The organism is Pseudomonas medicaginis (assembly GCF_965119365.1).
Taxonomy (GTDB): domain Bacteria; phylum Pseudomonadota; class Gammaproteobacteria; order Pseudomonadales; family Pseudomonadaceae; genus Aquipseudomonas.
Map to the genome: position 1 here is coordinate 5,326,905 of NZ_OZ221631.1, position 25,775 is coordinate 5,352,679.

Sequence of the window (25,775 nt, forward strand, 5' to 3'; positions counted from 1 at the left end):
ACCCGGCCGGATTTGTTTTATGGAAGTAAAAGTAAATCCCCCTTTTTCATCCCTTTTCCCACAGGCATGCTCGGCACATTAAGCCCGACTTTCACACGGTCCAGCGCCACGATTGTCTTGAACCAGGTAACGTTGGAATTTTCGGCAAACAATCGCCGCGCCAACGCCTGGTACTCGTTCATGCTGGCAACGGTTAATACCAGGACGAAATCCACTTCGCCGGTGACGTAGTAGCACTGCTGAACTTCGGGCACCGCGAAGTGTGCCTTCATCGCCTCCAGTGCCTCGATGCTGGTGCGCTCTGCCATCACTTCAACAATGATCGTGATCGGCCGTCCTACGGCGGTGGGATCCACGATGGCTACGTTGCCGGTGATGACGCCCCCCGCTTCCATCCGCTTGATACGGCGCTGAACGGCGGCCGTGGAAAGATTGACCTGCTCGGCCATGAGGCGCAGCGGCATCGTGTTGTCGTGCTGGACGAGGTCCAAGATGGCACGGTCGAACTTGTCCAACGATTCAAGTGCTACGTCAGTTTTGGCCATGGTAAACCCGTGAGAAATTTTCTCGAAAACTAACAGAAAACCGCACCCCTTTATCTAGCCGAGAGAAATATTATCTTGCCAGCAGTCTGCGTACGCAGCCTTAGTCGCAACACACACAGGATATTATTGGCATGCTCGCACTGTTCCATCTTTCCCCTGTCCTGTTGGTTACAGCCATGCTCGTCGGGCTGCGCCGGCCACCCATGCATGCCGCCATTGCAGGCACTGCATTAGTCTTGGTGCTCTGGCTCGCTGGCGCTGCCGACGCGTGGCGCCTAGGCAGTATGGTGGCCGCTGCTCAAGATACGGCCGTGCTGTTTGCAAGTACGGCTTTCGTGATCGTCCCAGGTCTGGTCTTCGTGATTTTTATCGAGCGCATGGGCGTCAACCTGGCGCTTAGCCAATGGGTGCGGTCGCTGGGGCTTGGACGCGGCGATCAAGTCGTGTTTATCGTTCTTGGACTGGCACCGTTGCTCGAAGCGATGACCGGCTTCGGCGTGTCGTTGATCGCCACGGTGCCCCTGCTGCTCAGTCTCTTCGAACGTCGGATCGCGCTACGAATAGCACTGACCGGCATGGCAATCATGCCCTGGGGAACGCTGGGCCTGGCATCGGTTATTGGTGCTTCGTTGGTTCACCTGGACGCACCCGCGCTGGCATCAACCTCAGCACTGACCAGCGCACCGGTTTTTTTGGCCCTCAGTGCAATCGCGCTATTTCTTGCAGGCGTTCGTGACCCGCGGGAATGGAGGGCGTTGGGCGCTTTCTGGCTGCTGTTTGTGGGCGTGCTCTACAGTGCCAGTCGGTGGCTGGGGCCGGAAGTGGCCGGCGTTGCCGCGGGCCTGGTGACGGCCGCAGCGGTACTCTCTGCTGGGCTGTGGCGCCTGCACCGCAACGATAGCGAGCGCGGTGCAGTGCAATGGCCGCGTCAGGCATGGCCGTATCTGGTGCTGATTGCCTGCATTGTCGCGTTGAAGATGGTGTGGGCGATCACCTCTTGGCAGGATCACTGGGTTGTACAGGGCGCCCAGGTCACCTGGAAGCCACTCGCCTCACCTGGCCTGGCACTGGCTCTGGTGCTGATCGGGCTAGGGTTTCACACGCGCCACACACAACGCCAGACAGCACTCGACGTCAGCATGCCTGCTGCGCTGGTGGCGCGGGCGAAGCGACCACTGTTGACCATTTTCTTCTTCCTCGCGATGTCGCAGATGATGGTGAAGGCCGGCTTCCTCGCGGGTTTGATGCAAATGCTGGCGGGTCTGTCGCCCGCCGCCGCGACGTCGCTGGTTGCCCTGTTTGGCGCGCTGTCAGGCTACATGACTGGGTCGAATGTTGGCGGCAACGCGATCTTCATGCCGGCCATCGCCATGTTGCCCGAATCCTCTCGCCTGTTGTTGGCCGCAGTCCAGAACAGCTCGGCAGGGCATGCAGCACTGGGCTCGCTGTCGGTGGTCATGCTGATCCTGGGACTTGCGAAGACCCAGGCCAAGGAGGAAGGCGAACTGGTAAGGTTTGGCTTCACGCTGGTCTGTCTCAATACCGCGTTAGTCGCGTTGGGCGCGGCGTTGTTGAGTGGATGGTTTGGATAGCAGGGTATTGGCAGATGGGTCCCCAATGAGCAACGTGCGACTTAGCGACTTAGCGACTGCAATGACTACCATGAGTCGGGTTGCAGCCCTTCTTCACTTTTTCATTTTTGAAGCGCAGGAGAAACGATGACGGATTCGCCAGAAGAGAGCGGTCTAATCCCGGCCAGCACACACGGCGATCTAGACGTGGCTGACGGCACGGGTTTCACCGCCTGGGCTCGCGTCTGGGCGGAGCTTGGCGTCGTATGCGCGTCACGAGAGACGTACGAAGAACTCATTCGACATTACTGCGAGCCGCACCGCGCCTACCATAACCTCCAGCATCTGCAGGAATGCCTCCAGGTGCGACGACTCGTCAACGCGGCCTGCCAGGCCCCCGCCGAAATCGACCTCGCGCTGTGGTTCCATGACGCGATCTACGACCCCCTTCGCAGCGACAACGAACTGCGCAGTGCGCAATGGTTGGACGACGTGGCACGTGACAGTGGCCTGGACGATGAAACGCGACGCAGGCTTTACGATCTGGTGATGGTGACGCGACACGACGGCGCCCCGGCGTCGGCAGACGAAGCGGTGTTGGTGGACACGGACCTGGCGATCCTTGGTACGTCGTTCGAACGGTTCGAGGAATACGACCAACAAATTCGCCGCGAGTACCCGTTTGTGCCTCTGCCTATGTACCGCCAAAAACGGCGCCAGGTCCTTGAAGGCTTCCTGGCGCGCGAGCGCATCTATACGACCGCAGCGTACTTAGACGCATTCGAGCAGCAGGCACGCGCAAATCTTGCACGCGCCATCGACCGTCTCGACTGAAGCCTGGATTCAAGCGGCGAAGGGATGACTTACTCCCCTGACTGCACTCTCTTCATGGCTTCGAGAAGCTGGTCCTCAAAGTACTCGCTCCCCTCTCGTTCCTGCTCTTTTATGCGGCGCTTTGCTTTTATAAGCATCTGCGTGACAGCGATGTCCTGATTCAAAAAAGTGGCAACCATCAGGTCGGTCAAATTTGCTAAAGGGGTATCCCAGGCCGCCCTGCAACGCTGCATCAGACCTGCTTACCTATTCACATTCACCACCAAACGGCCTCGAACTTTACCGTTGAGCAACTCATGGGCAGCCGGTATGGCCTCACTCAGACCAATCTCGCGGGTAATTTCATCCAGTTGCACAAGATCCAAGTCAGTGCAAAGCCGATCCCAGGCTTCGACACGCTCTTTATAAGGACGTGTCACGCTGTTGATACCCAGCAGGCTCACACCACGCAAGATAAAAGGAGCTATAGTCGACGGAAAGTCCATGCCTTGAGCTAGGCCGCATGCGGCAACCAAACCATCTGCGCGAGTACCCGCGCATACGTTAGCGAGGGTATGACTACCGACTGAATCGATCGCCGCAGCCCAACGCTCTTTTGCCAATGCGCGTCCCGGGCTGGATAACTCGGCACGCTCAATGATGGTCGTTGCACCTAGACGTTTCAGATACTCGCCTTCCTCAGGTCGGCCCGTTGCAGCGATCACTGAATAGCCTTTACGTGCAAGCAATGCGATGGCAAAGCTACCTACTCCACCATTGGCACCCGTTACCAAAACCTCTCCACATGCTGGCGTCAGACCGTGGCGCTCCAACGCTATCAAGCAGAGCATTGCGGTATAGCCTGCTGTTCCGATTGCCATTGCCTGGCGTTCGCTTAACGCTTCAGGAAGAGGAATCAGCCAGTCACCATTGAGTTTTGCTTTCTGCGCCAATCCCCCCCAGTGCCCTTCACCTACGCCCCATCCATTAAGCAGAACCCGATCACCAGCCTTATATGCAGGGTGATTGCTGGTTTCAATGGTTCCCGCCAGATCAATACCGGGAATCATTGGAAACCTACGAACGACCGGGCTACTGCCACTGATAGCCAGTCCATCTTTGTAGTTCAGTGTGCTGTAGGCGACACGAACAGTGACATCTCCATCTGGAAGCTGCGCATCCTCCAGCTCGATCAAGTTTGCTCGATAAAAATCTGCGTCTTTATCGACAAGAATTGCCTTAAACATTGCTTGCTCCTTATTTAGACCGATCGTCTATTAAATGGCGAAAAATCACCGCGTAATGCCGGCGAGAAATCCATCAATGAACACATCCAGTGGCCGCACCTCCTGTACCAGCCTGGCGCGTAAAACCGCGCCTTCCCAGCCAATCCAGAAAAAGGCCGCTAGTGCCTCACAGTCACTATCTGCGTGTATCTGCCCTTGGCTGACCGCCTGCCGCAAACAGATAGCCAGACGATTCTGCCAATCAAGCAAAATGTCCTCCAATTCATTACGAAAGCTTTCGGGCAGGACAACAATCTCCTGCCCAAGATTTCCAACCAGACAGCCCCGACGAAACTCATGCCTGGTCATGCCCGATTTGGCGTCCTCGACAAATTTTTGGAGGCGCTGGAGGGGAAGCTCTGTTTCATCCAGCAACCAGCGATCCAGTTTCCCGGCAAAGTAATCGGCATAACGACGCAACACCGCCTGCCCAAAGGCTTCCTTACTCTCGAAGTAGTGATAGAACGAGCCCTTGGGCACACTGATCCGTCTTAGAACAGTGTCGATCCCGGTGGCAGCAAAACCTTGCTCGGTCAGTACCTCCATGCCACAACGAAGCAAAATCTCTAGTGTTTCCGCGTGCTCACGGGCGACTTTTGGCGGGCGGCCTCGACGGGCCTGTGGTTTAGAAATAGTCATAATGGAATATTAGACCGATCGTCTTTAAATTCAACAAAAAATAAAAATCATCCGAAGGCTACCGATTTGGCAGGTGTAACAAGTTGGTCAAGATGAGGCTGTAGGGCGGTTACTGTCTTTAGGTCTGGCGTACCTTCATACAAAGGAGGCACGCCAGACTATTAGTTGACCGTCAGCAATGAATCGTCACTTCATGGTCGGCATGGAGAATTCGGCGCCTTCACGTACGCCTGCAGATGGCCAGCGCTGAGTAACGGTCTTACGTTTGGTGTAGAAGCGAACTGCATCTGGACCGTATGCATGCAGATCTCCAAACAGCGAACGCTTCCATCCGCCGAAGCTGTGATAAGCCACCGGCACCGGTAGCGGCACGTTGATGCCGACCATGCCGACTTTGATGTTGTCCGAGAAGTAACGCGCCGCTTCGCCATCGCGCGTGAAGATGCAGGTGCCGTTGCCGTACTCATGAGCATCAATCAGTTCCATGGCTTCCTGCATGCTGTTAACGCGCACCACTTGCAGCACCGGGCCAAAAATTTCTTCCTTGTAGCTGAGCATGTCCGCGTTGACGTTATCGATCAGTGTGCCGCCGACAAAGAAACCGTTCTCATAACCGGCTACCTTTGGATTGCGGCCGTCGACCACGATCGTTGCGCCCTGTTCTTCGGCGCTGTTGATATAGCCCATAACCTTCTGCTGATGCGCTTTGGTGATCACTGGACCGAAGTCGTTGCTCTTTTCCGAGTAGGCGCCGACTTTCAGCGATTGCATGGCTTTTTGCATTTTCTCCACCAGTGCATCGGCAGCGACATCACCCACGGCCACGGCTACCGACAAAGCCATGCAGCGCTCGCCGGAGGAACCAAAGGCAGCACCGAGCAGTTGGTTGACTGCGTTATCCATATCGGCATCGGGCATCACGATGGCGTGGTTTTTAGCACCACCCAACGCCTGGCAGCGCTTACCGTTGGCGTTGGCCGTTTTGTAGATGTATTCCGCAATCGGGGTCGAACCCACAAAACTGACTGCCATAACGCGTTCGTCGTTGAGCAACGTATCCACCGCTACTTTGTCGCCGTTTACTACGTTCATCACGCCGTCAGGCAGACCGGCTTGCTGTAGCAACTGAGCAATAAATAGAGTCGAGCTAGGGTCGCGCTCAGACGGCTTGAGGATGAAGCAGTTACCGCAGACGATGGCCATCGGGAACATCCACAGCGGCACCATCGCCGGGAAGTTGAACGGGGTGATACCGGCAACCACACCGAGCGGCTGAAACTCACTCCACGAGTCGATATTGGGTCCGACGTTTTTGCTGTGCTCCCCCTTGAGCAACTCAGGCGCACCGCAGGCGTATTCAACGTTTTCGATACCGCGCTGCAGCTCGCCCAAGGCATCGTGAGAGATCTTGCCGTGCTCTTCACCAATCATTTGCGCGATGCGATCAGCGTTCTGCTCGAGCAATTCCTTGAAACGGAACATCACCCGCGCACGCTTGATCGGCGGGGTGTTACGCCAGGCTGGGAAAGCAGCTTCGGCAGCAGCGATGGCGGCCTCGACGGTTTGCTTCGACGCTAGGGCAACCTGCTTTTCAGCTTGCCCGGTGGATGGGTTGAATACGTCCTGAAGGCGCTCGGCATCGGTACTGAGTTGGCCGTTAATAAGATGACCTACGATGTTCATGCACTTACTCCTGATGTGTTGATGTCGCGGCAATAGGCCGCTAAACGCTTAGAAAAATCGCTTACCAGAGGCTGCGGTAGATCTCGACCATCTGTTCCACCGTGGGAACGAGCGGGTTGTTTCCCGGCGAACCGGATGCCAGCGCTTGTTGCGCCATGGTTGGCATGAGCTCGAAGAAGCGCTCTCGGTTGATGCCGAATTGTTCCGGAGTCGGCACTTGCAGCTCGTCGTTGAGTGACTTCAGCTCAGTTAGCAGCTTGGCGTTGGCGGCATCGGTGCTGTCTTGCGCGGTAGCGACGCCCATGGCGCGCGCGCAGTCGGCATAGCGCTCGGCGGCTGCCGGGATCGAGAACGCGGTGACGCTTGGTAACAGCATGGCGTTGGACAACCCATGGGGTACATGAAAGAACGCACCGATAGGTCGACTCATGCCATGCACTAGCGCTACCGATGCACTGGAGAAGGCCACGCCCGCGAGGGTTGAGCCGAGCATCAGCGCTTCGCGCGCCGCATTGTCTTGGCCGCTGTGGAACACACGACGCAGGTTTGGGCCGATCAACCTCATGGCCGCCAGCGCTTGGCTGTCACTGTAAAGATTGGCTTTCTGGCTGACGTAGGCTTCGATGGCATGAGTCAAAGCATCAATGCCGGTATCGGCGGTTACCCGGGGTGGCAGACTAAGGGTCAGGGTGTAGTCGACCAGTGCGGCTACGGGCATAAAACCGATGCCGACGCAGAGCATTTTTTCGTCGGTCTTCTCGTCCGTGATTATGGTGAAACGCGTCACCTCAGAACCAGTACCGGCGGTAGTCGGCACAGCAATGATCGGCAAACCGGACTCGGTGACGTTGCGCGGAAACTTATAGTCGCGCATTTCACCGCCGAGTTTGGCCAAGATACCGATGGCTTTGGCGCTGTCGATTGGGCTGCCACCGCCGAGGGCGATGATGCTGTCGTAATCGCCGGAGCGAGCCTTTTTTACACCGGCCTGGATCGAATCAACGGTAGGCTCGGGAACGGTGTCAGCGAATATTTCCGCGGTCATTCCGCTCATTGCCAAAGTCGTCTGAATACGCTCTGCGTAACCTAGCTGCACCATCATTTTATCTGTGATCAACAACGGTCGCGAACAGCCAAGGCTGGTGAGCACATTGGGGATCGCCTCGCTGGCGCCGGCACCGAGCTGCATGATTCGAGGCAGAATCACTTGATTAGACATATCAACTCCAGTTTTCTCAGGCATGAATCGTCCCCTAGGTACAGACAGGCCGACCCATGCGTCATTTCAAAAAAGTTGGGTGCCGTGTAGGTAGTTGTGGCACCCGGTTGGTTACTAGGGTTGTGACCCCAACGGTGCTGCAGGATTAGGCGTGGCACCGAATGGCTGAGTAATGAGGTCTGGAGCTGGCATTCCCTGAGCAGGTAATGCAGGGCCATCGACAATCAGTACCGGTGAACTCAGGCGTGTACCAAAATCCTGCTTGAGCATGCGTAGCAGCGACCAAGCAAGGATCGCCAGCACGGGAATAAGCGGCAAAGCAACGATGATAGTTGAGGTTTGCACCGCCTTGAGGCCACCAACCTTGATCAAGCCAATACCGACTATCGCTAGCAACAATGCCCAGGTAATGCGGATCCAGCGGCGTGGTTCCTCATATCCGGACAACTTGTTCGACGTGACCGAAGCCAGCACATAAGCCGCCGAGTCAAGAGTTGTGGCGAGAAACACGAAACACAGCAGGACAAATCCGGCGATGATCACATTGGCCATCGGCATGGTTTTTAGGATCGCAAGTACGGTCGCCGGAATACCTTGCTGGTTGAGGATGGCGCTGACATCCAGCACTCCGGACAGCTGCAGATCAAGGGCATAACCGCCCCATACCGCAAAGAACACCCAGCAACCCAAACTGCCCCAGATCAACTCAGCGAACACCAACTCACGGATTGTTCTGCCACGAGAAATACGAGCAACAAACAGTCCCATCATGGGCGCATAGGCAATCCACCAAGCCCAGTAAAATATAGTCCAATCTTGAGGGAAGCTTCCCTTGGCTATCGGGTCGGTCCACAAGCTCATATGAATGAAGTTGTTGACCATTAAACCGACACTGTTGGACCAGCCGTTAACGATGAACAGTGTCGGGCCGATCGCCAGCACGAACAGCAAAAGCAGCACGGCCAAATAGACGTTGATATCGCTGAGAAGCTTGATGCCTTTACTCAGGCCAAACCAAACACTGGCACCGAACATGGCAGTCCACAGGCCAAGAATAAGCATGTCGAAACCAAACGACGGCTGCAGGTCGAACACATCGGAGGCCAAGGTCGAGACCAACGGTACAGCCAGGCCCAGCGAGGTGCCAACGCCGCCGACGATGCCGAACACCACCACGGTGTCGAGCAGGGTTCCCAGCCAGCCATCCGCCTTATCGCCCAATACCCCGCGAGCTGCAACTGACAGGCGCACGCCTGGCTGACGACGGACATACATGGAGTAGGCAATCGGAATCGCCGGCAGGCAGTAGAAGGCCCAAGGTGTGAGCCCCCAGTGGAACTGCCCATAGGCCAGTGCCCACTCGGCGGCTTCCTTGCTTTTGGCGGCGATGCCTAGCGGCGGGCCATCGAAGTAGTAGATCGGCTCAACCCAGGCCCAGTTGGCGATGGCAATACCGATGCCGCCACAGAAAATCATGGCAATCCAACTGAAGTAGGAAAACTCGGGCAAATCTTCCGCGCGCCCCAAGCGCACGTTGCCATAGCGGCCTAATGCGAGCCACAGCAGAAACAGCACCGCACCCAGGCCGCTAAGCAAATAGAGCCAGCCAAAGTTACCGGTGGCAAAACCGAATAACTGTTTGATGATCAGGTTGCCTGATTCGGGAAACACAACCAGTGGGATGGTGATGCCGAGAATGACCGCAATCGAAGGCCAGAACACTCGTCCATCGAGGGCTGAGCCGTTGTGTATGTTACTCATCGTGAAAACTCTCCTCTTGTAGGCTGACTGCGCTGACGTTTATCAAGCAGTTGCCTGGGTCGTAGTCCGCGGATGCGAATTGCCTACTAGCCGTGGTTGCTCTGTATGCATAAGCGTTGCGGGCCACAAAAGGAGCGGCGGGTGTTTGGCACAGCTTTTTTATATTTATTAGTCATGGTGGTTCTCGTTTAGGTCACTTCAGGGTGGTAGCGCTCTGACGTACAAGGCAGTTGTATTCCAGAGCGCCCTTATGATTCTTTTACTTAGCTCGGCAGATACTCCTCACTCCAGCTTTCGCCGATGCTTTTGCTCGCGATGAGTGCGTCAATTTGGGTTTCGCTGTAGCCAAAGTCGCGAAGAACTCTGCGTGTCGAGGTGCCAAACTTCTCCGCTGGCGACAGTGCGCGAATAGGGGCAAGACGTGTGCGAATGGCAAATGGATCAAGCTGTGTGACGCAGTGGCCGCTCGGGTGATCGGCATATACGCTGAACGAATAACTTCCGTTGTCGGTGCCAGGTAGGCCATCTGCAGGACGGCTGTAGCGTTGACGCAGGTTGTCGAGGTTGTCAGGCGCAGCTGCCGCAATATCGACGGTCTGTAGACGGCTCTGCCAAGTTGCTGAAGTTGCGGACATCAACGCGCGCTTAAGAAAAGCGGCGCGATCATTTGACTCGACCAGGCCCGCTAAGCCCTCTACGCGCGCCAAACGCTCCAATTCACCCACATGACTGTCCAGGTACAGCCAGTCGTCTGAGGTGCGATAAAAACGTGACAAGTCGCTATAGCCCACAGCATCTCGGCCGGCCGGCTCGTCGAAAGGCGCGCGACCGGCATAGTCGAAGCAGAACGGGATCTGCACCAGGTTGCCAAGTGATGCCAACGAGGTGCGTGCTCGACTGACTCGGCCAGTGACCGCTTTTTGATAGAGCGCGGTGGAAATACCTAACGCGGCAGCGAAGCCGCACATGACATCGATAGTGCCAACATGAGCATGCTCCTCTGGGGTCTGCATACCTCCGCCAAAACGCAGCATGATGCCGGTAGTTGCTTGAATCAGGTCGTCGTACCCCAAGTAGTCGGTACGTGGCCCGCGACGAGGACCACCGAAACAGTCCAATTGGCAGAAGATGACGCCAGGATTTACTGCCTGCAGGCTAGCCTCGTCCAAGCCCAGCGGGGCGAGCTGACGATCTGGAGCGTTCATTACGATGATATCGACCGAACGCACCAAGTTATTGAATACTTCGCGCCCATCAGGCTGGTTCAGGTCAACCAGAATGCTCTGCTTGCCCCGTGCCGACGACATACCGAAGACCACCGTATTCCACGGGTCGTAGTTCGGCGTGGTCGGATCGAGCTTGATTACGTCGGCACCAAAGCGGCCAAGAAATGACGTGGAGTGTGGTCCGGCGATTACATTGGTCAGATCGAGGATGCGCACACCCTCTAGCCAGCCGCCGACCTTTTCTGCTGGTGCAGGAAGAGGTGCTGTAGCGCATGCTTCGATAGCGGCTAGGGCTTCCTGAAAATTAACAGTGCGTCGTGCTTGAGGCGCCAACATTTGATCCGCACTGTCTTCCAGCCAGGAAATTGCACCGGGCTGCTTCATCACGCCGTACTGCGGATCGTCGACATCGACGACCAGACCGGCTGTGTTGGCATGCTCATCGTGCAACCACTCTTGGGTCGTGCGATGTGGCGCGCCAGGGAACTGGCCTTCACCAAATATTTTTTCCCACTCAGCGGCTGTTTTAGTAAGGAACACCTCCTTCATACGCACCGAGATGCGCTTTGCCCAATGCTCCGGCAACGGGTAGACACCGAGGGACGCATCGCCCTCCCACTGGGCCAGTGGCAGGTAAGGGTCTTCTACTTTAGGCAAGCCTGCAGCCAGCATTTCTTCGTACAGTCCCATGGCTTGCAGACAGCGTTTAGCGTGCGAGCGATGAGATGGACAAACTGCGTAGAATTTACGGCCATCGGCACATTCATAGGTGCGGTAGAACGGATCGAGATACTCCTGAAGATCCTCGTAGCTGAGGTTCATGGGCAGGTTCTCGGCGCGCCGACGCTCGATTTCCTTCTCACGCAAGGTCTTGTAGCGCAGTGGATAATCGTCGATCTTGATCGAGTTGTATGACAGGCCTTCCATCACTGCGGCTGCCAAAGGAACCTCGATTTCATCCCCCATGCCGCTGCGTTGGCGTGCTTGCAGGGCTAGTACCACGGAAGAAACTGCGAGCATGGTGCCGTAAGACGATGCTAGCGGCAGGGGCGAAAAGCTTGGGTTAATACCCATCAGTACGCGGTTCTGGCCCATATCGGTAAACACCCCGGAGGCCGAGGCAATGATCGACTCGAAGGCGCGCCAGTCACGACGCAACTCATCGTTTGTAGCAAAACCAGGAATGGATAGCGTGATCAACTCAGGGCGCTGGCGGCGTAATACGGCAAAATCGATGCCTAGTCGTTGCATGACTCCTGGGCGGAAGTTCTCGATCAAAATATCGGCACTGGCGATCAGCGCCATAGCGTTCTTCAGGCCCTCGGCTGACTTGAGGTCGAGTTGTAAGCAGTGCTTGTTGCGGTTGAGCACCGCGTTGGCCGGGCTGTCCCATAGCGGCCCGGACGGAGGATCGATATGAATGACCGTGGCACCAAGATCCGCAAGGATCATAGCCACCGCAGGGCCCGCAATGTATTGACCAAAGTCGATGACTTTGACGTTACGCAGGGGTAATTGACTCAGCTGTCCCATGATTCACCATCACTTTTCAAAGCGCGCTGAAACGCGTGCTTTTATTGTTTTTGTGGTTTGTCGTCGAGTGCCTCGCGAGATACTGGCGCAAGGTCTAGGTGACGATCTGGGCACAACTTTCGGGCAATTACAGGAATAGGAAAAGCAATATAAAGAGACCCGGCGGGTCTGTTTTATTTATGGCAACGCCGCTTTTCTTATACGCACAATCTCTGACATACCGCGTTTTTGGGCGCGACGACACAGCCTGCGTAGGGGGAGTGAAATAGTTACCGGCCACACGCCATAACGCACGTTTCACGTGCCTTGATGAGATGTTTGGTTGTTTTTTTCAGCGTCAATTGCTGCGTTTCGCAGCCTCAGCTTCGGCAATGAGCCAAGCGATAAATGCAGCTGCCTGTGGGTTAGCAGTACTGTGTGGGGAGTACACCAAGTAGAACGCTTCATGGGTGGTGAAACGCTGTTTGAAAGGGGCGACCAGAGTGCCCTCAGCAAGCTTTTGTTCAACCAGTGACGAGCGAGCCAAAGCGACCCCTTGGCCCAACTCTGCCACTTTAAGGGCAGAGATCAGTGTGTCGAATTGCAACCCTTGGGAAGAATCTACGTGCTCTGATCCAGCCTTCTTCAGCCAATATCCCCATCCTTCTTCATATCCGAGGACGTGAAGCAACTCATGGTGGGCAAGGTCGTTGGGGGTGTTTAGCGGTTTTTGTTCCGTGGCCAACGAGGGAGCACATACCGGCACCAGCAAGTCCCAGGTGAGTCTCTCCGCTTTCAGCCCTGCCCACTGACCATGGCCGTGACGGATTTCCAAGTCGGCCTCGACATCAACCTCAGATACCCAAATATTGCTGGTGATATGAAGATTTATCTCCGGATGCAGCTTGCGAAAGTCTGGCAGACGTATCGCCAACCAGTGAATGAAAAACACCAGATTGACCCGTACTGTCAGTACTCTTTTATGTCCTTGCCCGAAAATCTCATCTGTAGCAGCCGCCAGTCGCTCGACAGCTTCATGCACTGCCGGCAGATAGGCTTGCCCTGCTTCGCTAAGCTCCAATCCCTTTGGCCGGCGCTTGAAAAGAACAGCCCCCAACTTAGACTCGAGTCCTTTGATCTGCTGACTGATAGCAGCCTGAGTAAGATTCAACTCCTGCGCGGCAAGGGTAAAACTGAGATGCCTGGCAGCAGACTCAAATGCCCGCAACCAGTTGAGTGGGGGCAAGTTTTTTTTCATTGAGGGGAGATCTCCAGCCAGGGCAAGTTATCAGTACGACACAGCAGCCCAAATTGTTTCATGAGAATGGAGTAAGCCGGATAGTAAACTGAATCTGCTCTGATTTGGTAGGCACTCAATGGCTGCTTTTGGCCCAGAGTGTGTAAAAACGCTTTGACCTCATCGTTTTGGATCATCGACCTTCGTTGGCTGAGCGATCGCACGGTCAATGCTGCGGGTCGCATCGGTCGCGACCTGGAACACGTCAACGCTGTTTTTACAGCCTCTGGGATGGGCCAAAATCAACCTTTTTCAGGCCGTCAGCGCTTTTATCAAACCGTTGGCACCGATGATTTTCATAACCCGTTTCAAGTCGTAGACGAGCACATTCAAGCTCATCTCCGCGCTCACCCCAGCTAACTTTCGCGTTAGGAAGTGCGTTGCACCCATCCATTGTTTGAGCGTCCCGAAGGGATGCTCAACCGTCCGTTTTCGGACTCGCATCATCTCTGGTGCTTTGCTCAGCCGAAGCTGCATTTCCTCCAATACGGCTTCATGCTCCCAACGTCGAACTCGTCGCTCTGTGCTTGGTGTGCACTGTGCTTTTAACGCGCAGCCCTGGCATTTTGAACTCCAGTAGCGATGCAACTTCAGGCCTTTTTCAACGTTGGAATAGCGCCAGATCAGCGCCTCTCCAGCCGGGCAAATGTATTGGTTTTTTGCCGTGTCATAGATGAACGCATCGTTATTGAAACGCCCGTCAGCCTTGGCTCCAGATGTCATCGGCTTGGGCACGTAGGCGGTGATGCCAGCATCGTGACAAGCCAGGATTTGTTCGCTTTTGAAGTAACCTCGGTCAGCCACTACCGACAACGTTTCTGACGCTATGGCCTCGCGGGCCTGCTTGGCCATTGAGCTGAGTTGATCGCGGTCGGAACCGACGTTGGAAACCTCATGTGCAACGATCAAATGGTGCTGCGTATCGACCGCTGTCTGCACGTTGTAGCCGACGATTCCCGTGCCGCGCGTCATCATGGAGCGGGCGTCTGGATCGGTCAGTGAGACCTGTTTATCCGGCGATTCATTGAGCTGGATTTCGATCGCCTGAAGCTCCTTCATTTGAGTTTTGAGCTTGGCGATTTTCTCTTCCAGCCGCATGGCACTGGACTCTGAAGCTGTGGGTTCTTGCCGATCGGCAGCATCGAGTGCCGTCAGGTAGCGGTTGATACTCGATTCGATTTCTTCCATTCGCCGCTTCAGTTTGGCGCTGGTGAAATTGCGGTCGCGATTGTTGACTGCCTTGAACTTACTGCCGTCGATGGCGACCAGATTTTCTCCGAATAGTCCCAGTTGCTGACACAGCACGACGAACTGGCGACAGACGCCCCGGATGGCCTTGCTGTTGTCTTTTCGGAAGTTAGCGATGGTCTTGAAGTCGGGCATCAACCGCCCGGTCAGCCACATCAGCTCGACGTTGCGTTGGACTTCTCGTTCCAGGCGTCGACTCGACTGGATGCGGTTGAGATAACCGTAAATGTAGATCTTCAGCAGGATCGCTGGGTGGTAAGCAGGCCGGCCTGTGTCGGCTGGGATAGCACCGTCAAAACCCAAAGAGACCAGGTCGAGTTCATCGACAAAGACATCGACTACGCGCACCGGGTTGGTATCGCTGACATAGTCGTCGAGGCTCTCGGGAAGTAAGGTGCCTTGGCCTCGATGTTCACCTTGGATAAAGCGCTTCATGGGCGATCCCTGCGATGAAATCCTCAGAAATCATAGCAAGGGTTAGCGAAGGCGTTTTTACACACTCTGGGCCGGTTAGCGACGGTCTGACTTCGACCGTCGCTATGCATGATCAAACCTTAGTCTGTTCCGCCTGAACCGCCCGCAGGTTCTTCGTCCTACGATAGATCAGTGATGCCTTCGTTCGTCTCATTGTATGGGTGCCATACATGGCTGGATCAAGCCCTACGGCTTTCACCTAGGCTTTGACGATACGACCGTATTGACGAGTGGATAGATGGTCTGAAGTATGTGGCCGGTTAGGAAAAAGGCAGTCCTCGCTGCGTAGCTGGGCCCGATGTATCCAGGCCGCGAGAGCAGACCGTGTTTGCTCAGTGATCTCAAACTGCACAGGCTGCTGCGTTTTCTGCTGCATCACCATGGCTCGTGATGATACGTGCTCGCCATGAGAGACATCGCGCACGCGGGGCTTGGTTAAGCGATGGCCAGATCGAAGAGGGCCAGGTCTCGGGTTTTTTCCGCAATTTGAAGCCTTACTCGAATGGCCCGGATATCTCTCAGTCGGAGTGGGGGGCTGCCCGACAAGTTTTCCTTGTTCCAGGGCTGACGGCTGCAGGTAGCGATGATGTTCATGACAAGTCCTCCACGTGTGGAAGCACGAGGATGGCTGATCAGAGCAACGGTCGCTAACCGGCCAAGAGCAGTCACTCAGCGTCTACAAAACGGAGGGCGATTCACAGGTCGTTTTCTTTACTCAACAAAACCGTTGCTATGAGGGAAAGATGCTAATTGGTTAGTCTTACGATCAAGAAGGCGAATTCAAGGAGCACTTCGGGTGATCAAACCACTAATGCTGTTACGCCGAGGCTTCGCCTCCATGCGCTGGCGCACCAGGGTCACGTTATGGATTGCGGCGACCATTGCCGGCCTGCTGGTAGTGGCTTTTGCAAGGCTGGCGGACATAGCCCTGGCGCAGTTTGCTCAACAGACCAGTGAGCGAGTGTGGCTTCCTGTTATTTACACCCCACTAATCGGCATGCTCGTAGTGTGGCTGACAACGCGCTTTTTCGTAGGTGCACAAGGCAGCGGGATTCCGCAAGTAATCGCAGCAACACGCCTTGCTCGTCAAGGTAAGCCAATAAACAAGCTGGTTTCGCTGCGCATTGCTTTCGCCAAGATAGGCCTTGGTACTCTGGCGCTGACGGGCGGCTTTTCGGCAGGGCGTGAAGGCCCCTCAGTTCAGGTTGCAGCATCCATCATGTACTTCTTTCACCGCTTCTTGCCGAATGCGCGAATTGTACGCAGCGAGGATCTTATTTTGGCGGGAGGTGCAGCGGGTATTGCGGCTGCATTCAATACGCCGCTGGCCGGTATCGCCTTTGCCGTTGAGGAACTGGGCAGAAAGCTGGAAACTCGTACCAGCGGTGTTCTTCTGAGCACCATCATTCTGTCTGGGATGGTTGCCATTGCCTTACAAGGAAACTACAACTATTTCGGACATTTTGGCATTCAGGATATCAACTCCGACATAGTCATCCCGGCACTGGTGATAGGGATCGGATGTGGGTTATTGGGTGGGCTATTCAGCCGAATGTTGTTATGGCCACAGCGTCACCCAAATTTCATCATCTGGAATTGGCGAGGCCTGCACCCGGTTTGGTTTGCCGGCATCTGTGGATTGATCGTCGCAATATTGGGTTGGTTGAGTGGCGGAATGTCTTTCGGTAGTGGCTACGACATTACCTCCCAGGTCATCGCATCCGAAGTAGTCCTGCCATGGCACGTCCCCATCACTCGCTTCCTCGCGACCGTAGTGACCTACTTCTCTGGTATTCCAGGAGGAATTTTCGCCCCCTCGCTCGCTGTAGGGGCCGCAGTCGGCGCCAATACCGCAGAGCTATTTCACCTGGCTGCGCAGCCCACTATCGCACTCTGCATGGTTGGTTTTCTGGCTGCCGTTACTCAGTCACCAATCACCTCGGCAATCATTGTGATGGAGATGATCGATAGCCACAGTATGGTAATCAGTCTCATGGCGGTCGCTTTGATTGCCAAGGCTGTCAGTTCAAGAATGGGCCCTGAGTTGTATCAGCAATTGGCGCGAGATTTTCTCGAAAGTGCAGAACCTGCGGCAGCGCCGAAGAACTCAGCTCGATAGGCCTTATCGTGTCATCGTTCTAGCCAACGAGCTCAGTTGATCCTTCTCATGCTGCAGAGTTAACGTGGTGTCGGCACGAGTGATCAGAAGAACCGCGTGCCTGTCGGATGCATCCTTGAAGATCGCAGGGTTTATTTCAGCAAGACTGATTAGAGCTTTTAACAGGCGCAGGTTAACTTCCAGCAAAGCTGCACCGTCCCTGCTGATCGGGGCAAAAAAATCATCGAACAGGTCATCTACCGTCAATCCTCGGAGAAAGACCTGTTTACAGCCTTTATCTGTTTGCGAGCCTGTCACGCGAGGCTTGCTCCAGCAGGTTAAAGTTCTCACTCCCCGTCCAATGACATCAATGGCAGTCCCTGGGTCGTTTACTGCTGGCGACAAGGCGCGAGAAGCGATTTCCGAGAGCACGCAAAGTCCGAAGCGGGGATCATTTTCAAAGGTTCTCCGGATGCCTATGGTCAGAGCCGCTAGAACCCTCTTTCTTACAGCATCGCTATCTACGGCCAATGTGTTGCCCGAGCTCACGATGTGCAGGAGCGGCATTCCCTCGTGCACAAATGTCCCAGGAAGTACCTCTAGATAAATCTGGATTTGTTCATCCTTCGCGATAGCTCCAAGTGCGCTCACGTCGATATGTTGCACGTAGCCAGTTACCTCACTATTTGCTGTGACTGCGCCAGGTGGTAGCAACAGTTCGGTTGGGTACGCTGAGCCGCCTAAGTAGGGCCACTGGACTCGCTGAGTGATTGCCTCTATAGCAGCTTTCTCGACTCGGTCGATGGTTTCTCCCACCCTTCCGAGTTTGGACAGGTGATCGATCCAGCGCAGAAGGGTGTAAACGATCAGGATGACCACAATAATCGTGACTGCGAACAGCAATACTCGACCTTGCGTGCCATAGGCGCCCGTGCTCAACGCGATGATCCCTACCAGGCTAAAGAGGAATGAGCCTATAAACGTGGCAAGGGCATTTTGGGTTGTAGTGTCTTCCATCACCAAAGTGGTGGCGCGTGGCGTCACTCCGCTGCTAGCGGCCCCATAAGCGGTGACCATCGTGCTTAACGAGAAGGTCGTAACGGCCAACATGCTGGAGGCAATGATCCCCAGAATCTTGTCCACTGCGTCCGCGCCGATACGCGCTGGCAATGATTCTGGGATGAAGTCTTTGAATACAACAGCGAACAGCGCCGTAGCTACCCCTAGAAGGGAGAATAGGGAGGCTCTGAACCACAGCCGTTTAGTGAGTTGATTCGTGACCCAACGCCAACGGGCGATCATGTGCAATCCTTCAGTGAATACGTCAATAGAGTCGCAGAAGGGGCGGAAGTTTTATTCGACTATAGGCCGACGCAGGAGATGAACAGCAAGACGCTCAAGTTATCTGATTTTGAGTTGATAAAAGTCAATAGTGGGACATCAAGCCGACGTCCGCTATTGGCCGGTTAGCAACCGTTGCTCTGATCAGCCATCCTCGTGTTTCCACACGTGGAGGACTTGTCATGAACATCATCGCTATCTGCAGCCGTCAGCCCTGGAACAAAGGAAAACTGGTCGGGCAGCCCCCCACTCCGACTGAGAGATATCTGGGCCATTCGAGTAAGGCTTCAAATTGCGGAAAAAACCCGAGACCTGGCTCTCTTCGATCTGGCCATCGCTTAACCAAGCCCCGCGTGCGCGATGTCTCTCATGGAGAGCACGTATCATCACGAGCCATGGTGATGCAGCAGAAAACGCAGCAGCCTGTGCAGTTTGAGATCACTGAGCAAACACGGTCTGCTCTCGCGGCCTGGATACATCGGGCCCAGCTACGCAGCGAGGACTGCCTTTTTCCTAGCCGGCCACATACTTCAGACCATCTATCCACTCGTCAATACGGTCGTATCGTCAAAGGCTACTTCAGGCCTTTTTCAACGCAGGAGTAGTGCCAGATCAGCGCCTCCCCAGCCGGGCGAATGTATTCGTTTTTTGTCGCGTCATAGACGAAGGCATCGTTATTGAAACGCCCGTCAGCCTTGGCTCCAGAGGTCATCGGTTTGGGCACATAGGCGGTGATGCCGGCATCGTGACAACCCAGGATTTGTTCGCTTTTGAAATAACCTCGGTCCGCCACCACCGACAACGTTTCTGCGGCTATCGCCTCGCGGGCCTGCTTGGCCATTGAGCTGAGTTGATCGCGGTCGGAACCGACGTTGGTCACCTCATGTGCAACGATCAAATGGTGCTGAGTATCGACCGCTGTCTGCACGTTGTAGCCGACGATTCCTGTGCCGCGCGTCATCATGGAACGGGCGTCTGGATCGGTCAGTGAGACCTGTTTATCCGGCGATTCATTGAGCTGGATTTCGATCGCCTGAAGCTCCTTCATTTGAGTTTTGAGCTTGGCGATTTTCTCTTCCAGCCGCCCGGCACTGGGCTCGGAAGCCTTGAGTTCTTGCCGATCGGCAGCGAGTGCCGCCAAGTAACGGTTGATACTCGACTCAATTTCTTCCATGCGCCGCTTCAGTTTGGCGCTGGTGAAATTGCGGTCGCGGTTGTTGACTGCTTTGAATTTACTGCCATCAATGGCGACCAGATGTTCTCCAAACAGACCTAACTGCTGACACAGCACAACGAACTGGCGACAGACGCCTCGGATGGCCTTGCTGTTGTCTTTTCGGAAGTTGGCGATGATCTTGAAATCCGGCATCAAACGTCCGGTCAACCACATCAACTCGACGTTGCCTTGAGCTTCTCGTTCCAGCCGCCGGCTCGATTGAATGCGGTTTAGATAGCCGTAGATGTATATCTTTAACAGGATCGCGGGGTGGTAAGCCGGCCGTCCAGTATCGGCTGGAATGGCACCTTCAAAACCTAGATTGACCAGGTCAAGTTCGTCGACGAAGACCTCGACTACACGCACCGGATTGGTATCGCTGACGTAATCGTCGAGGCTCTCGGGGAGCAAGGTGCTCTGACCGCGATATTCGCCTTGAATGAAGCGTTTCATCAGGCAATTCCTGCGTTAAAATCTCCAGCAATCATACACGCGATGACATTTATGAAAGCGCCGAGAATGACTAAGGCACATGCCTCTCACAGGGCTCGAAAGCTAGTGGAACTTGGCTGGACTGTTAAACATGAATTCAAGGCTGACAACGAAACATACGAGTGGTACTTGGAATGGGAGCACTTTGAAGAGCCTCCATTACTTTCCTCACAAGATAATTGGGATAAACCCAGCCACGAGCGCTCCTGTGACTGATTAAGGTTGGCAGATTTAACGTTGCAGATCTAAGCACGATAGATGCGTTTTTACACAGTCTCGGCCGACTGCAGCCCTTCGCGGTCGGCGGCTTTCGGCCATGAATCGATCATCACGGCCCTACAAAACTGGAGCGATTCACTGCACCGAATACTGCTCCATAAATAAAGAAACTCAATAGCTGAGAAGTGTAGAGGCAGCGGGTCATCCTCGCCCGGAATCTGCTGGGAAATCTGCGCAATCGGGAGCTGGAGCAGGCAGCTAGGGGCATTGTCACCGGAACAGGCCTGGAGCACCGCCCAAAGTCGGATGGGTAGCGCGTGGCCGGCATCTACTGACGTCGCATCATGCTCGGCCAGTAGGTGCGGGGTTCTCGCTCGTGTGGTGGAAGCCGGCGATCAAGCAACCGGGCAGCAGCTCGCCGCGACAGTGCGCGGCGGCAGAGTTTCATGGAAGAGCGGACGCCAGCGGGGCCATCAGTGAGACGAGTTTCCATCTTTTAGGAGCAATTCTTTTGCCATCTCCATTGCCTGCTCACGTGAAGCAGCAAGAAGCATAGGGTAGCCCCAGAACTTGGCAAAGACGACCGCAAATGCTTTGTAACCAAGACGTTTTGCCGAGTGAGGTTCAACCAAGATCATAGCCAGGATCGACTTCCGCAATTCAATCTTGTGCTTTTTCATCCAGAGGGCAGTGCGTTTCTTGTCTTCCGGCGAGTGCTCATGGTCTTCGGCGGGTGCGGTATCAGTCAAAAGTACAAAAGGCTCCCCGCGCCGCAAATTGGCCTCCAATTCGTCGAAGTCCTTCTGGTGATCATGTCCGGACTCTTGCGTAAGATTCATCCAGACAAAAGGGAAGTCAGAACTATTCACCGACATGGCCGACTCCTTTGCTTTTGATGCAACGCCAGGTGGCTGCAAGGGCGAATATGCCTGGCAACGTAATGAAGAACACTGCCGAAAAGGCAATGTGCCAACCGTCGCGCAACCCGTCGGAGATTCCCCCGAGGGTATTCAGGACGACAAGCAGACTGCCGAGGACCAAGGCCCCCCCCTGAGCCCTGCGCGTTCCTATCAGGGCGAGAAGCACCGTTACGATCCAAGAGCCATAGAATGCGGAAAACACCCACAGTATGTCGGGTTCAAAGGTAATCGACGGTGTCGCTCCGTGCGCTCTCACAAAGTCGTTGACGTAAAAGAACAACTGGAAGGTGACAAAAAGTATGGCACCAGCGGCTGTCGTCAACCAGAACAAGGCCACTTTGTTTGGGTTGTTCATGGCCAGGTCTTGGGCGGGGTGTAGCGTAGGCTGAAGGGGCATGGGAGCTTTCTCGATAATCAATGGCTGTTGTATGTCTGCGGATTTCCAACGGTTGAAGCGTTCGCCTGCGGTAAATCAATACCTATAGTCCAGCGTCACCATCAAGTTGCGTGGTGCGCCATAACCTACGGTGTCAAAATCGCCCTTCTGCAACGCATACTTCTTGTCGAACACGTTGTTGACGTTGACTGCTGCGGTAATCTGCTTCGTGATGGCGTAACGCCCTAACAGTGATACCAGGGCATAAGAACCCTGTTCCCCGCCTAATGAACTGGTGCCGGTGTTGGGCGCTTGGTAGAAGCGGCTTTGCCATTTGACGCCTCCGCCTAGCGTCAACTTGCTCCACTCTCCGGGCAACTGGTAGGTACTGAAAAGCTGGGCTGTGGTGCGGGGTATTTGCGAATTCAAGCGGACGCCATCACCATCTTGCACAGTGAAATGGGCGATACCCGCATAGATGTTCCAGCCACGCGCCAGCTCGCCCTGCAAGTCCAACTCGACCCCGCGCGACTTCGTCCCATCCGCGCCCATATAGGCTTGGGCACCAGCTGGCGTATAGGTCCCTGCGACCATCTGTGCTGCGTTGTCCAGCTCGGTCTCGAACAAGGCCAACGAGGCATTCAGACGCCCGTCCATGTAAGCGCCTTTGAGTCCGACTTCCTTGGTTTTTCCCTTTGACGGCGTGAGCACGTTGCCCCGGCTGTCGCGATAGTCGGTTTGCGGATTGAATATGCCCGTGTAGCTCACGTAGGCCGAATAGGTCTTGTCGATGTCGTAGATCAAGCCAGCATAAGGAGTGAATTCACTGCTCTTCTTGTAGTGCAACGACGAGCCGCCGACGACGTCGTCGATTTCGTAGTTGCTGAAGCGGCCGCCTACAATGAGTTTCAGAGGCTCGGTCAGCGAGAACCGGGCTGCGCTATAGACACCGCTCTGTTTGATTAGGGTGCGGGTCGGAATCGAAGCCATGGCATCGAAGTTGGGCCGGGGATAGGCTGGGCTCAGTTCATAGACGTTGACCGGCGTAAAGCCTGCATAGAACGGAGCGATATCTTCCTGGCTGGCGGTGCGGCGCGAACTCGTCGCCCCCACCACCAGGTCATGCTGGCGGCCAAGCAGTTCGAAGGGGCCGCTCGCCATCACGTCGAAGGTGTTTTGACGGCTGCGACCTTCGGACGCCAGTGCCACCGGATAAGCCCCGTTGGGATAGGAACCCAGCCCCGTGGCGCGATCAGGGCGGCCGATCAGGCCGAGTAGTTCGGCATCGTATTCGGTGCGGTACTGGTTAGCGACGGCCCGGAGGTTCCAGCCGTTGTCGAAGCGGTGCTCGATCTCGGCAAACGCCGTCTTCAGGGTGTTGTCCCAATGGCTCCAGTTCTGTGCGTAGTTCTTGGAGCGTGAATACTCCGCCTGCGTGCCGTCGCTGAACCATAGCGGTAAACCTCCCCAGGTGGAGCCCTTCGGCGTGATGTCCTGGTAGTCATAGCCCAGGCTCACCGTCGTGTCTGGTGTCAGATCTGCCTCGATGATGCCGTAGAACGCCTTCCTCTGCGGCTTGTACCCATCGATGTACGAGTTTCCTTCCTGGGACGTCCCGACCATGCGGGCGCGGATACGGCCATCCTCGGTCAACGGAGTCGATACGTCGGCCATTTCCCGGTGGGTATCCCAGCTCCCCGCACCGAGCGAGGCGGACGCCGAGAATTCGCGGGTTGGCCGTTTGCGCACCAAGTTGATGGCGGCCGAGGGATTGCCGGTGCCGGTCAGCAAGCCGGAGCCGCCGCGCACTACCTCGACACGATCATAGAACGCGGTATCGATGGAACCGATGCCGCTCCCATTGACGATGTTGCCGACGACGGTGGGTATGCCGTCGTACTGAACGTTGTTGATCAAGAAACCACGCGAATAGAAACTCGTCCGTTCGCTGTCGGACTGGTACGAAGAGACGCCCGTGGTGTTCTCCAGTACGCCCTGCACCGAATTCAATTGCTGGTCGTCCATGCGCTGGCGGGTGATCACCGTCACCGACTGCGGTATTTCCCGCAACGAAAGCGGCAGGTGCGTCGCCGCCGACGTCTGGCCCGTGGTGTAGGAGCCAGTACCTTCGGTGGTCGCCGTATCCATGGGGGCCGTTACGGTGATGGCCGGCAAGACTATCTCCTCTTGAGACTTCTCCCCGACCTTGGTTTGAATCTGCCCGGGCTCGGCGGCGAATGCGCCCTGCGCGCTAATGAGAACTGCCGCCGCAACTGCCGAGCCCAGCACGGTGCGGGGCGCACTCTTGATTACGCCCTTGTACGGCCCATCCAGATGAGGATAGCGATCAGGCTCTGCGCGCATATCAATTGGCCAACGGGACTTCCCAACAGTTGCGATGATGAACATCAACAATACTCATTTGTATTTAGATGCTTCATTTAACAATAGAGACAGCAGGGAGTGATGGCGAAACCAGGCCAGATTGTTATTCATTTAGGCCAAGTAGGATGTCATTTTGGCGCGAGGATGGTTTTCGTTGAAGACCTGGCGTTGCGTGAACACCTGCAGTCGCTGGCATCCGAGGAAGGCTTTGCTCTCGACGAGGAGTCAATCTTCACCATCACCACGACGTTGCGAGATATCGGCAACTTCGCAAGGAAGGACCACAGGCGAAGGTGAACGGCCGGTGGTCCCGAACCAAGATAGCCTGATGCATCAGGGTGAGATTTCATTGGGGAGCATAATGCCGGGCACGGAAGCGAGCTCTGCGCCGCTGATGCGATCCGATAGGTATCGTGCCGGAGGTTTGCCCATGGCCTTGCGGAACATGGTTATGAACCCACTGGCGTTTTCGTACCCCAGCTCCAATGCCACCGTTTGCACGCTTTCGCCCTTGGTCAAACGTTGAAGCGCAAGGATCACGTGCAACTGCCGACGCCAGCCCCCAAAGCTCATTCCAATTTCATGCAGCAAAAGACGGCTCATGCTTCGCTCGCTCATACCAATTCGAGTAGCCCAATCGGCCTTCGAGGTCTTGTCCGTAGGGTCGGCCAACATCATTTCCACGAGACGGCACAATCGGGGATCACGCGGCATGGGCAGATGTAAGTCTTCCACGGGGGCCGCCACCAACTCATCGAGCAACGCGGCAATCAACCGGTCTTCTCGTCCACCCTGCGCGTATGACTCAGGAAAACCGGCCACTTTCAGTAGCAACTCGCGTAGCAATGGCGATACCGAAATCGTGCAACAGGTTTTCGGAAGGTCCGGTGCTGCGTCTGGCTCAACGAACAGGCAATAGCATTCCGTTTCACCCGATCCCCACGCCGCGTGTGGCAAGTCTCCCGGTATCCATATGGCGCACTGCGGCGGAACGATCCAGACACCGTCTTCAATTTCGCAGTTGAGAATGCCACGTAGTGAGTAGATCAACTGCGCCTTGCGGTGCTGATGCCTCGCGTTTTCCCAGTCCCTTGTTACCGATGTGGCACTTAATGCCACAACGGCTCGCGAGACGCTGTCGACGTCCCAAGGCACTGTTAGATCGGAGATTGCAATGCTGGACATGTTGTCTCGTAGAGCCTCGGATGGAAGATGAGACTTTGGCCTAATCGGAAAATATAATTCAAATTGGGTATCCCCCTTCTTTCATTTTTGAAGCGCAGGAGAAACGATGACGAACTCGCCAGGAGGGAGCGCTCGGGAATATCCGCGGTTTCAACGAACCATTCCATTTCGAAACCGTTGCCCATTCCTTCCGTATCATCGAAAGGATCGGACAGGCCTCGTCGTCCTGAGCTCCAGGGGCTTTCGATGAAGCAAAGAGCTTCTTGAAG

The 25,775-nt window shown here is 55.4% G+C and carries 18 protein-coding genes and 5 pseudogenes; 6 read left to right on the forward strand and 17 right to left on the reverse strand.

Going from position 1 to position 25,775, the window contains the following annotated elements:
* Positions 1 to 17 precede the first annotated feature (17 nt).
* Positions 18 to 545: an Lrp/AsnC family transcriptional regulator gene (locus tag ACMTA2_RS23125; protein ID WP_413791923.1), complete on the reverse strand. Its 528-nt coding sequence runs from the start codon at positions 543 to 545 to the stop codon at positions 18 to 20.
* A 131-nt stretch (positions 546 to 676) separates the two neighbouring features.
* Here ACMTA2_RS23125 and ACMTA2_RS23130 point away from each other — a divergent pair, with 131 nt between their 5' ends.
* A complete protein-coding gene (locus ACMTA2_RS23130) occupies positions 677 to 2,137 on the forward strand; it encodes an L-lactate permease (protein WP_413791924.1) in 1,461 nt (486 codons plus the stop codon).
* Positions 2,138 to 2,263: 126 nt separating this feature from the next.
* Complete coding sequence (locus tag ACMTA2_RS23135; RefSeq protein ID WP_413791925.1) at positions 2,264 to 2,950, forward strand: HD domain-containing protein; 687 nt, start codon at positions 2,264 to 2,266, stop codon at positions 2,948 to 2,950.
* Between the two features lie 242 nt (positions 2,951 to 3,192).
* On the opposite strand, the gene acuI is transcribed toward ACMTA2_RS23135, so the two are convergent.
* The 9 genes and pseudogenes from acuI to ACMTA2_RS23180 all read right to left on the reverse strand — a co-directional run.
* On the reverse strand, positions 3,193 to 4,176 hold the full coding sequence (acuI, locus tag ACMTA2_RS23140) for an acrylyl-CoA reductase (NADPH) (protein WP_413791926.1): 984 nt from the start codon (positions 4,174 to 4,176) through the stop codon (positions 3,193 to 3,195).
* Between the two features lie 45 nt (positions 4,177 to 4,221).
* Positions 4,222 to 4,854: an acrylate utilization transcriptional regulator AcuR gene (gene acuR / locus ACMTA2_RS23145; protein ID WP_413791927.1), complete on the reverse strand. Its 633-nt coding sequence runs from the start codon at positions 4,852 to 4,854 to the stop codon at positions 4,222 to 4,224.
* Between the two features lie 186 nt (positions 4,855 to 5,040).
* Positions 5,041 to 6,537 (reverse strand): CoA-acylating methylmalonate-semialdehyde dehydrogenase, encoded by a 1,497-nt coding sequence (locus ACMTA2_RS23150; protein ID WP_413791928.1) that lies wholly within the window; start codon positions 6,535 to 6,537, stop codon positions 5,041 to 5,043.
* 61 nt (positions 6,538 to 6,598) lie between these two features.
* A complete protein-coding gene (locus tag ACMTA2_RS23155) occupies positions 6,599 to 7,756 on the reverse strand; it encodes an iron-containing alcohol dehydrogenase (RefSeq protein WP_413795708.1) in 1,158 nt (385 codons plus the stop codon).
* Between the two features lie 114 nt (positions 7,757 to 7,870).
* Positions 7,871 to 9,517, reverse strand: a complete 1,647-nt coding sequence (locus ACMTA2_RS23160; protein WP_413791929.1) for a BCCT family transporter — start codon at positions 9,515 to 9,517, stop codon at positions 7,871 to 7,873.
* 263 nt (positions 9,518 to 9,780) lie between these two features.
* A complete protein-coding gene (locus tag ACMTA2_RS23165) occupies positions 9,781 to 12,276 on the reverse strand; it encodes a CoA transferase (protein WP_413791930.1) in 2,496 nt (831 codons plus the stop codon).
* Between the two features lie 337 nt (positions 12,277 to 12,613).
* Positions 12,614 to 13,513 (reverse strand): transcriptional regulator GcvA, encoded by a 900-nt coding sequence (gene gcvA, locus ACMTA2_RS23170; RefSeq protein WP_413791931.1) that lies wholly within the window; start codon positions 13,511 to 13,513, stop codon positions 12,614 to 12,616.
* A gap of 291 nt (positions 13,514 to 13,804) precedes the next feature.
* Complete coding sequence (locus ACMTA2_RS23175; RefSeq protein ID WP_413791932.1) at positions 13,805 to 15,235, reverse strand: IS1182 family transposase; 1,431 nt, start codon at positions 15,233 to 15,235, stop codon at positions 13,805 to 13,807.
* A 133-nt stretch (positions 15,236 to 15,368) separates the two neighbouring features.
* Positions 15,369 to 15,868, reverse strand: a pseudogene (locus ACMTA2_RS23180) (tyrosine-type recombinase/integrase); the annotation flags it as partial.
* Positions 15,869 to 16,070: 202 nt separating this feature from the next.
* Here ACMTA2_RS23180 and ACMTA2_RS23185 point away from each other — a divergent pair.
* A complete protein-coding gene (locus ACMTA2_RS23185; RefSeq protein ID WP_413791933.1) occupies positions 16,071 to 17,393 on the forward strand; it encodes a chloride channel protein in 1,323 nt (440 codons plus the stop codon).
* Positions 17,394 to 17,396: 3 nt separating this feature from the next.
* On the opposite strand, the gene ACMTA2_RS23190 is transcribed toward ACMTA2_RS23185, so the two are convergent.
* A complete protein-coding gene (locus tag ACMTA2_RS23190) occupies positions 17,397 to 18,674 on the reverse strand; it encodes a DUF2254 domain-containing protein (RefSeq protein ID WP_413791934.1) in 1,278 nt (425 codons plus the stop codon).
* 221 nt (positions 18,675 to 18,895) lie between these two features.
* Here ACMTA2_RS23190 and ACMTA2_RS23195 point away from each other — a divergent pair.
* Positions 18,896 to 19,297, forward strand: a pseudogene (locus ACMTA2_RS23195) (site-specific integrase); the annotation flags it as partial.
* Here ACMTA2_RS23195 and ACMTA2_RS23200 read toward each other — a convergent pair.
* Positions 19,291 to 20,382 (reverse strand): annotated as a pseudogene (locus ACMTA2_RS23200) (IS1182 family transposase); the annotation flags it as partial. The pseudogenes ACMTA2_RS23195 and ACMTA2_RS23200 overlap by 7 nt on opposite strands.
* A gap of 452 nt (positions 20,383 to 20,834) precedes the next feature.
* On the opposite strand from ACMTA2_RS23200, the pseudogene ACMTA2_RS23205 reads away from it, so the two are divergent.
* Positions 20,835 to 21,120: pseudogene (locus ACMTA2_RS23205) on the forward strand (DUF3363 domain-containing protein); the annotation flags it as partial.
* Here ACMTA2_RS23205 and ACMTA2_RS23210 read toward each other — a convergent pair.
* From ACMTA2_RS23210 to ACMTA2_RS23220, 3 genes are all read right to left on the reverse strand, one after another.
* A complete protein-coding gene (locus tag ACMTA2_RS23210; protein ID WP_413791935.1) occupies positions 21,114 to 21,515 on the reverse strand; it encodes a hypothetical protein in 402 nt (133 codons plus the stop codon). The pseudogene ACMTA2_RS23205 and the gene ACMTA2_RS23210 sit on opposite strands and share 7 nt — an antisense overlap.
* Positions 21,502 to 21,915 (reverse strand): hypothetical protein, encoded by a 414-nt coding sequence (locus tag ACMTA2_RS23215; RefSeq protein WP_413791936.1) that lies wholly within the window; start codon positions 21,913 to 21,915, stop codon positions 21,502 to 21,504. The genes ACMTA2_RS23210 and ACMTA2_RS23215 overlap by 14 nt, the downstream gene beginning before the upstream one ends.
* Before the next feature lie 117 nt (positions 21,916 to 22,032).
* Positions 22,033 to 24,345, reverse strand: a complete 2,313-nt coding sequence (locus tag ACMTA2_RS23220; RefSeq protein WP_413791937.1) for a TonB-dependent siderophore receptor — start codon at positions 24,343 to 24,345, stop codon at positions 22,033 to 22,035.
* Positions 24,346 to 24,402: 57 nt separating this feature from the next.
* Here ACMTA2_RS23220 and ACMTA2_RS23225 point away from each other — a divergent pair, with 57 nt between their 5' ends.
* On the forward strand, positions 24,403 to 24,618 hold the full coding sequence (locus ACMTA2_RS23225) for a hypothetical protein (protein WP_413791938.1): 216 nt from the start codon (positions 24,403 to 24,405) through the stop codon (positions 24,616 to 24,618).
* A gap of 36 nt (positions 24,619 to 24,654) precedes the next feature.
* Here the strand turns inward: ACMTA2_RS23225 and ACMTA2_RS23230 are convergent, their stop codons facing one another.
* Together ACMTA2_RS23230 and ACMTA2_RS23235 are read right to left on the reverse strand one after the other, a co-directional pair.
* Positions 24,655 to 25,506 carry an AraC family transcriptional regulator gene (locus ACMTA2_RS23230; RefSeq protein ID WP_413791939.1) on the reverse strand — a complete coding sequence of 284 codons (852 nt, stop codon included), beginning with the start codon at positions 25,504 to 25,506 and terminating at the stop codon, positions 24,655 to 24,657.
* Positions 25,507 to 25,631: 125 nt separating this feature from the next.
* Positions 25,632 to 25,724, reverse strand: a pseudogene (locus ACMTA2_RS23235) (suppressor of fused domain protein); the annotation flags it as partial.
* Positions 25,725 to 25,775 lie beyond the last annotated feature (51 nt).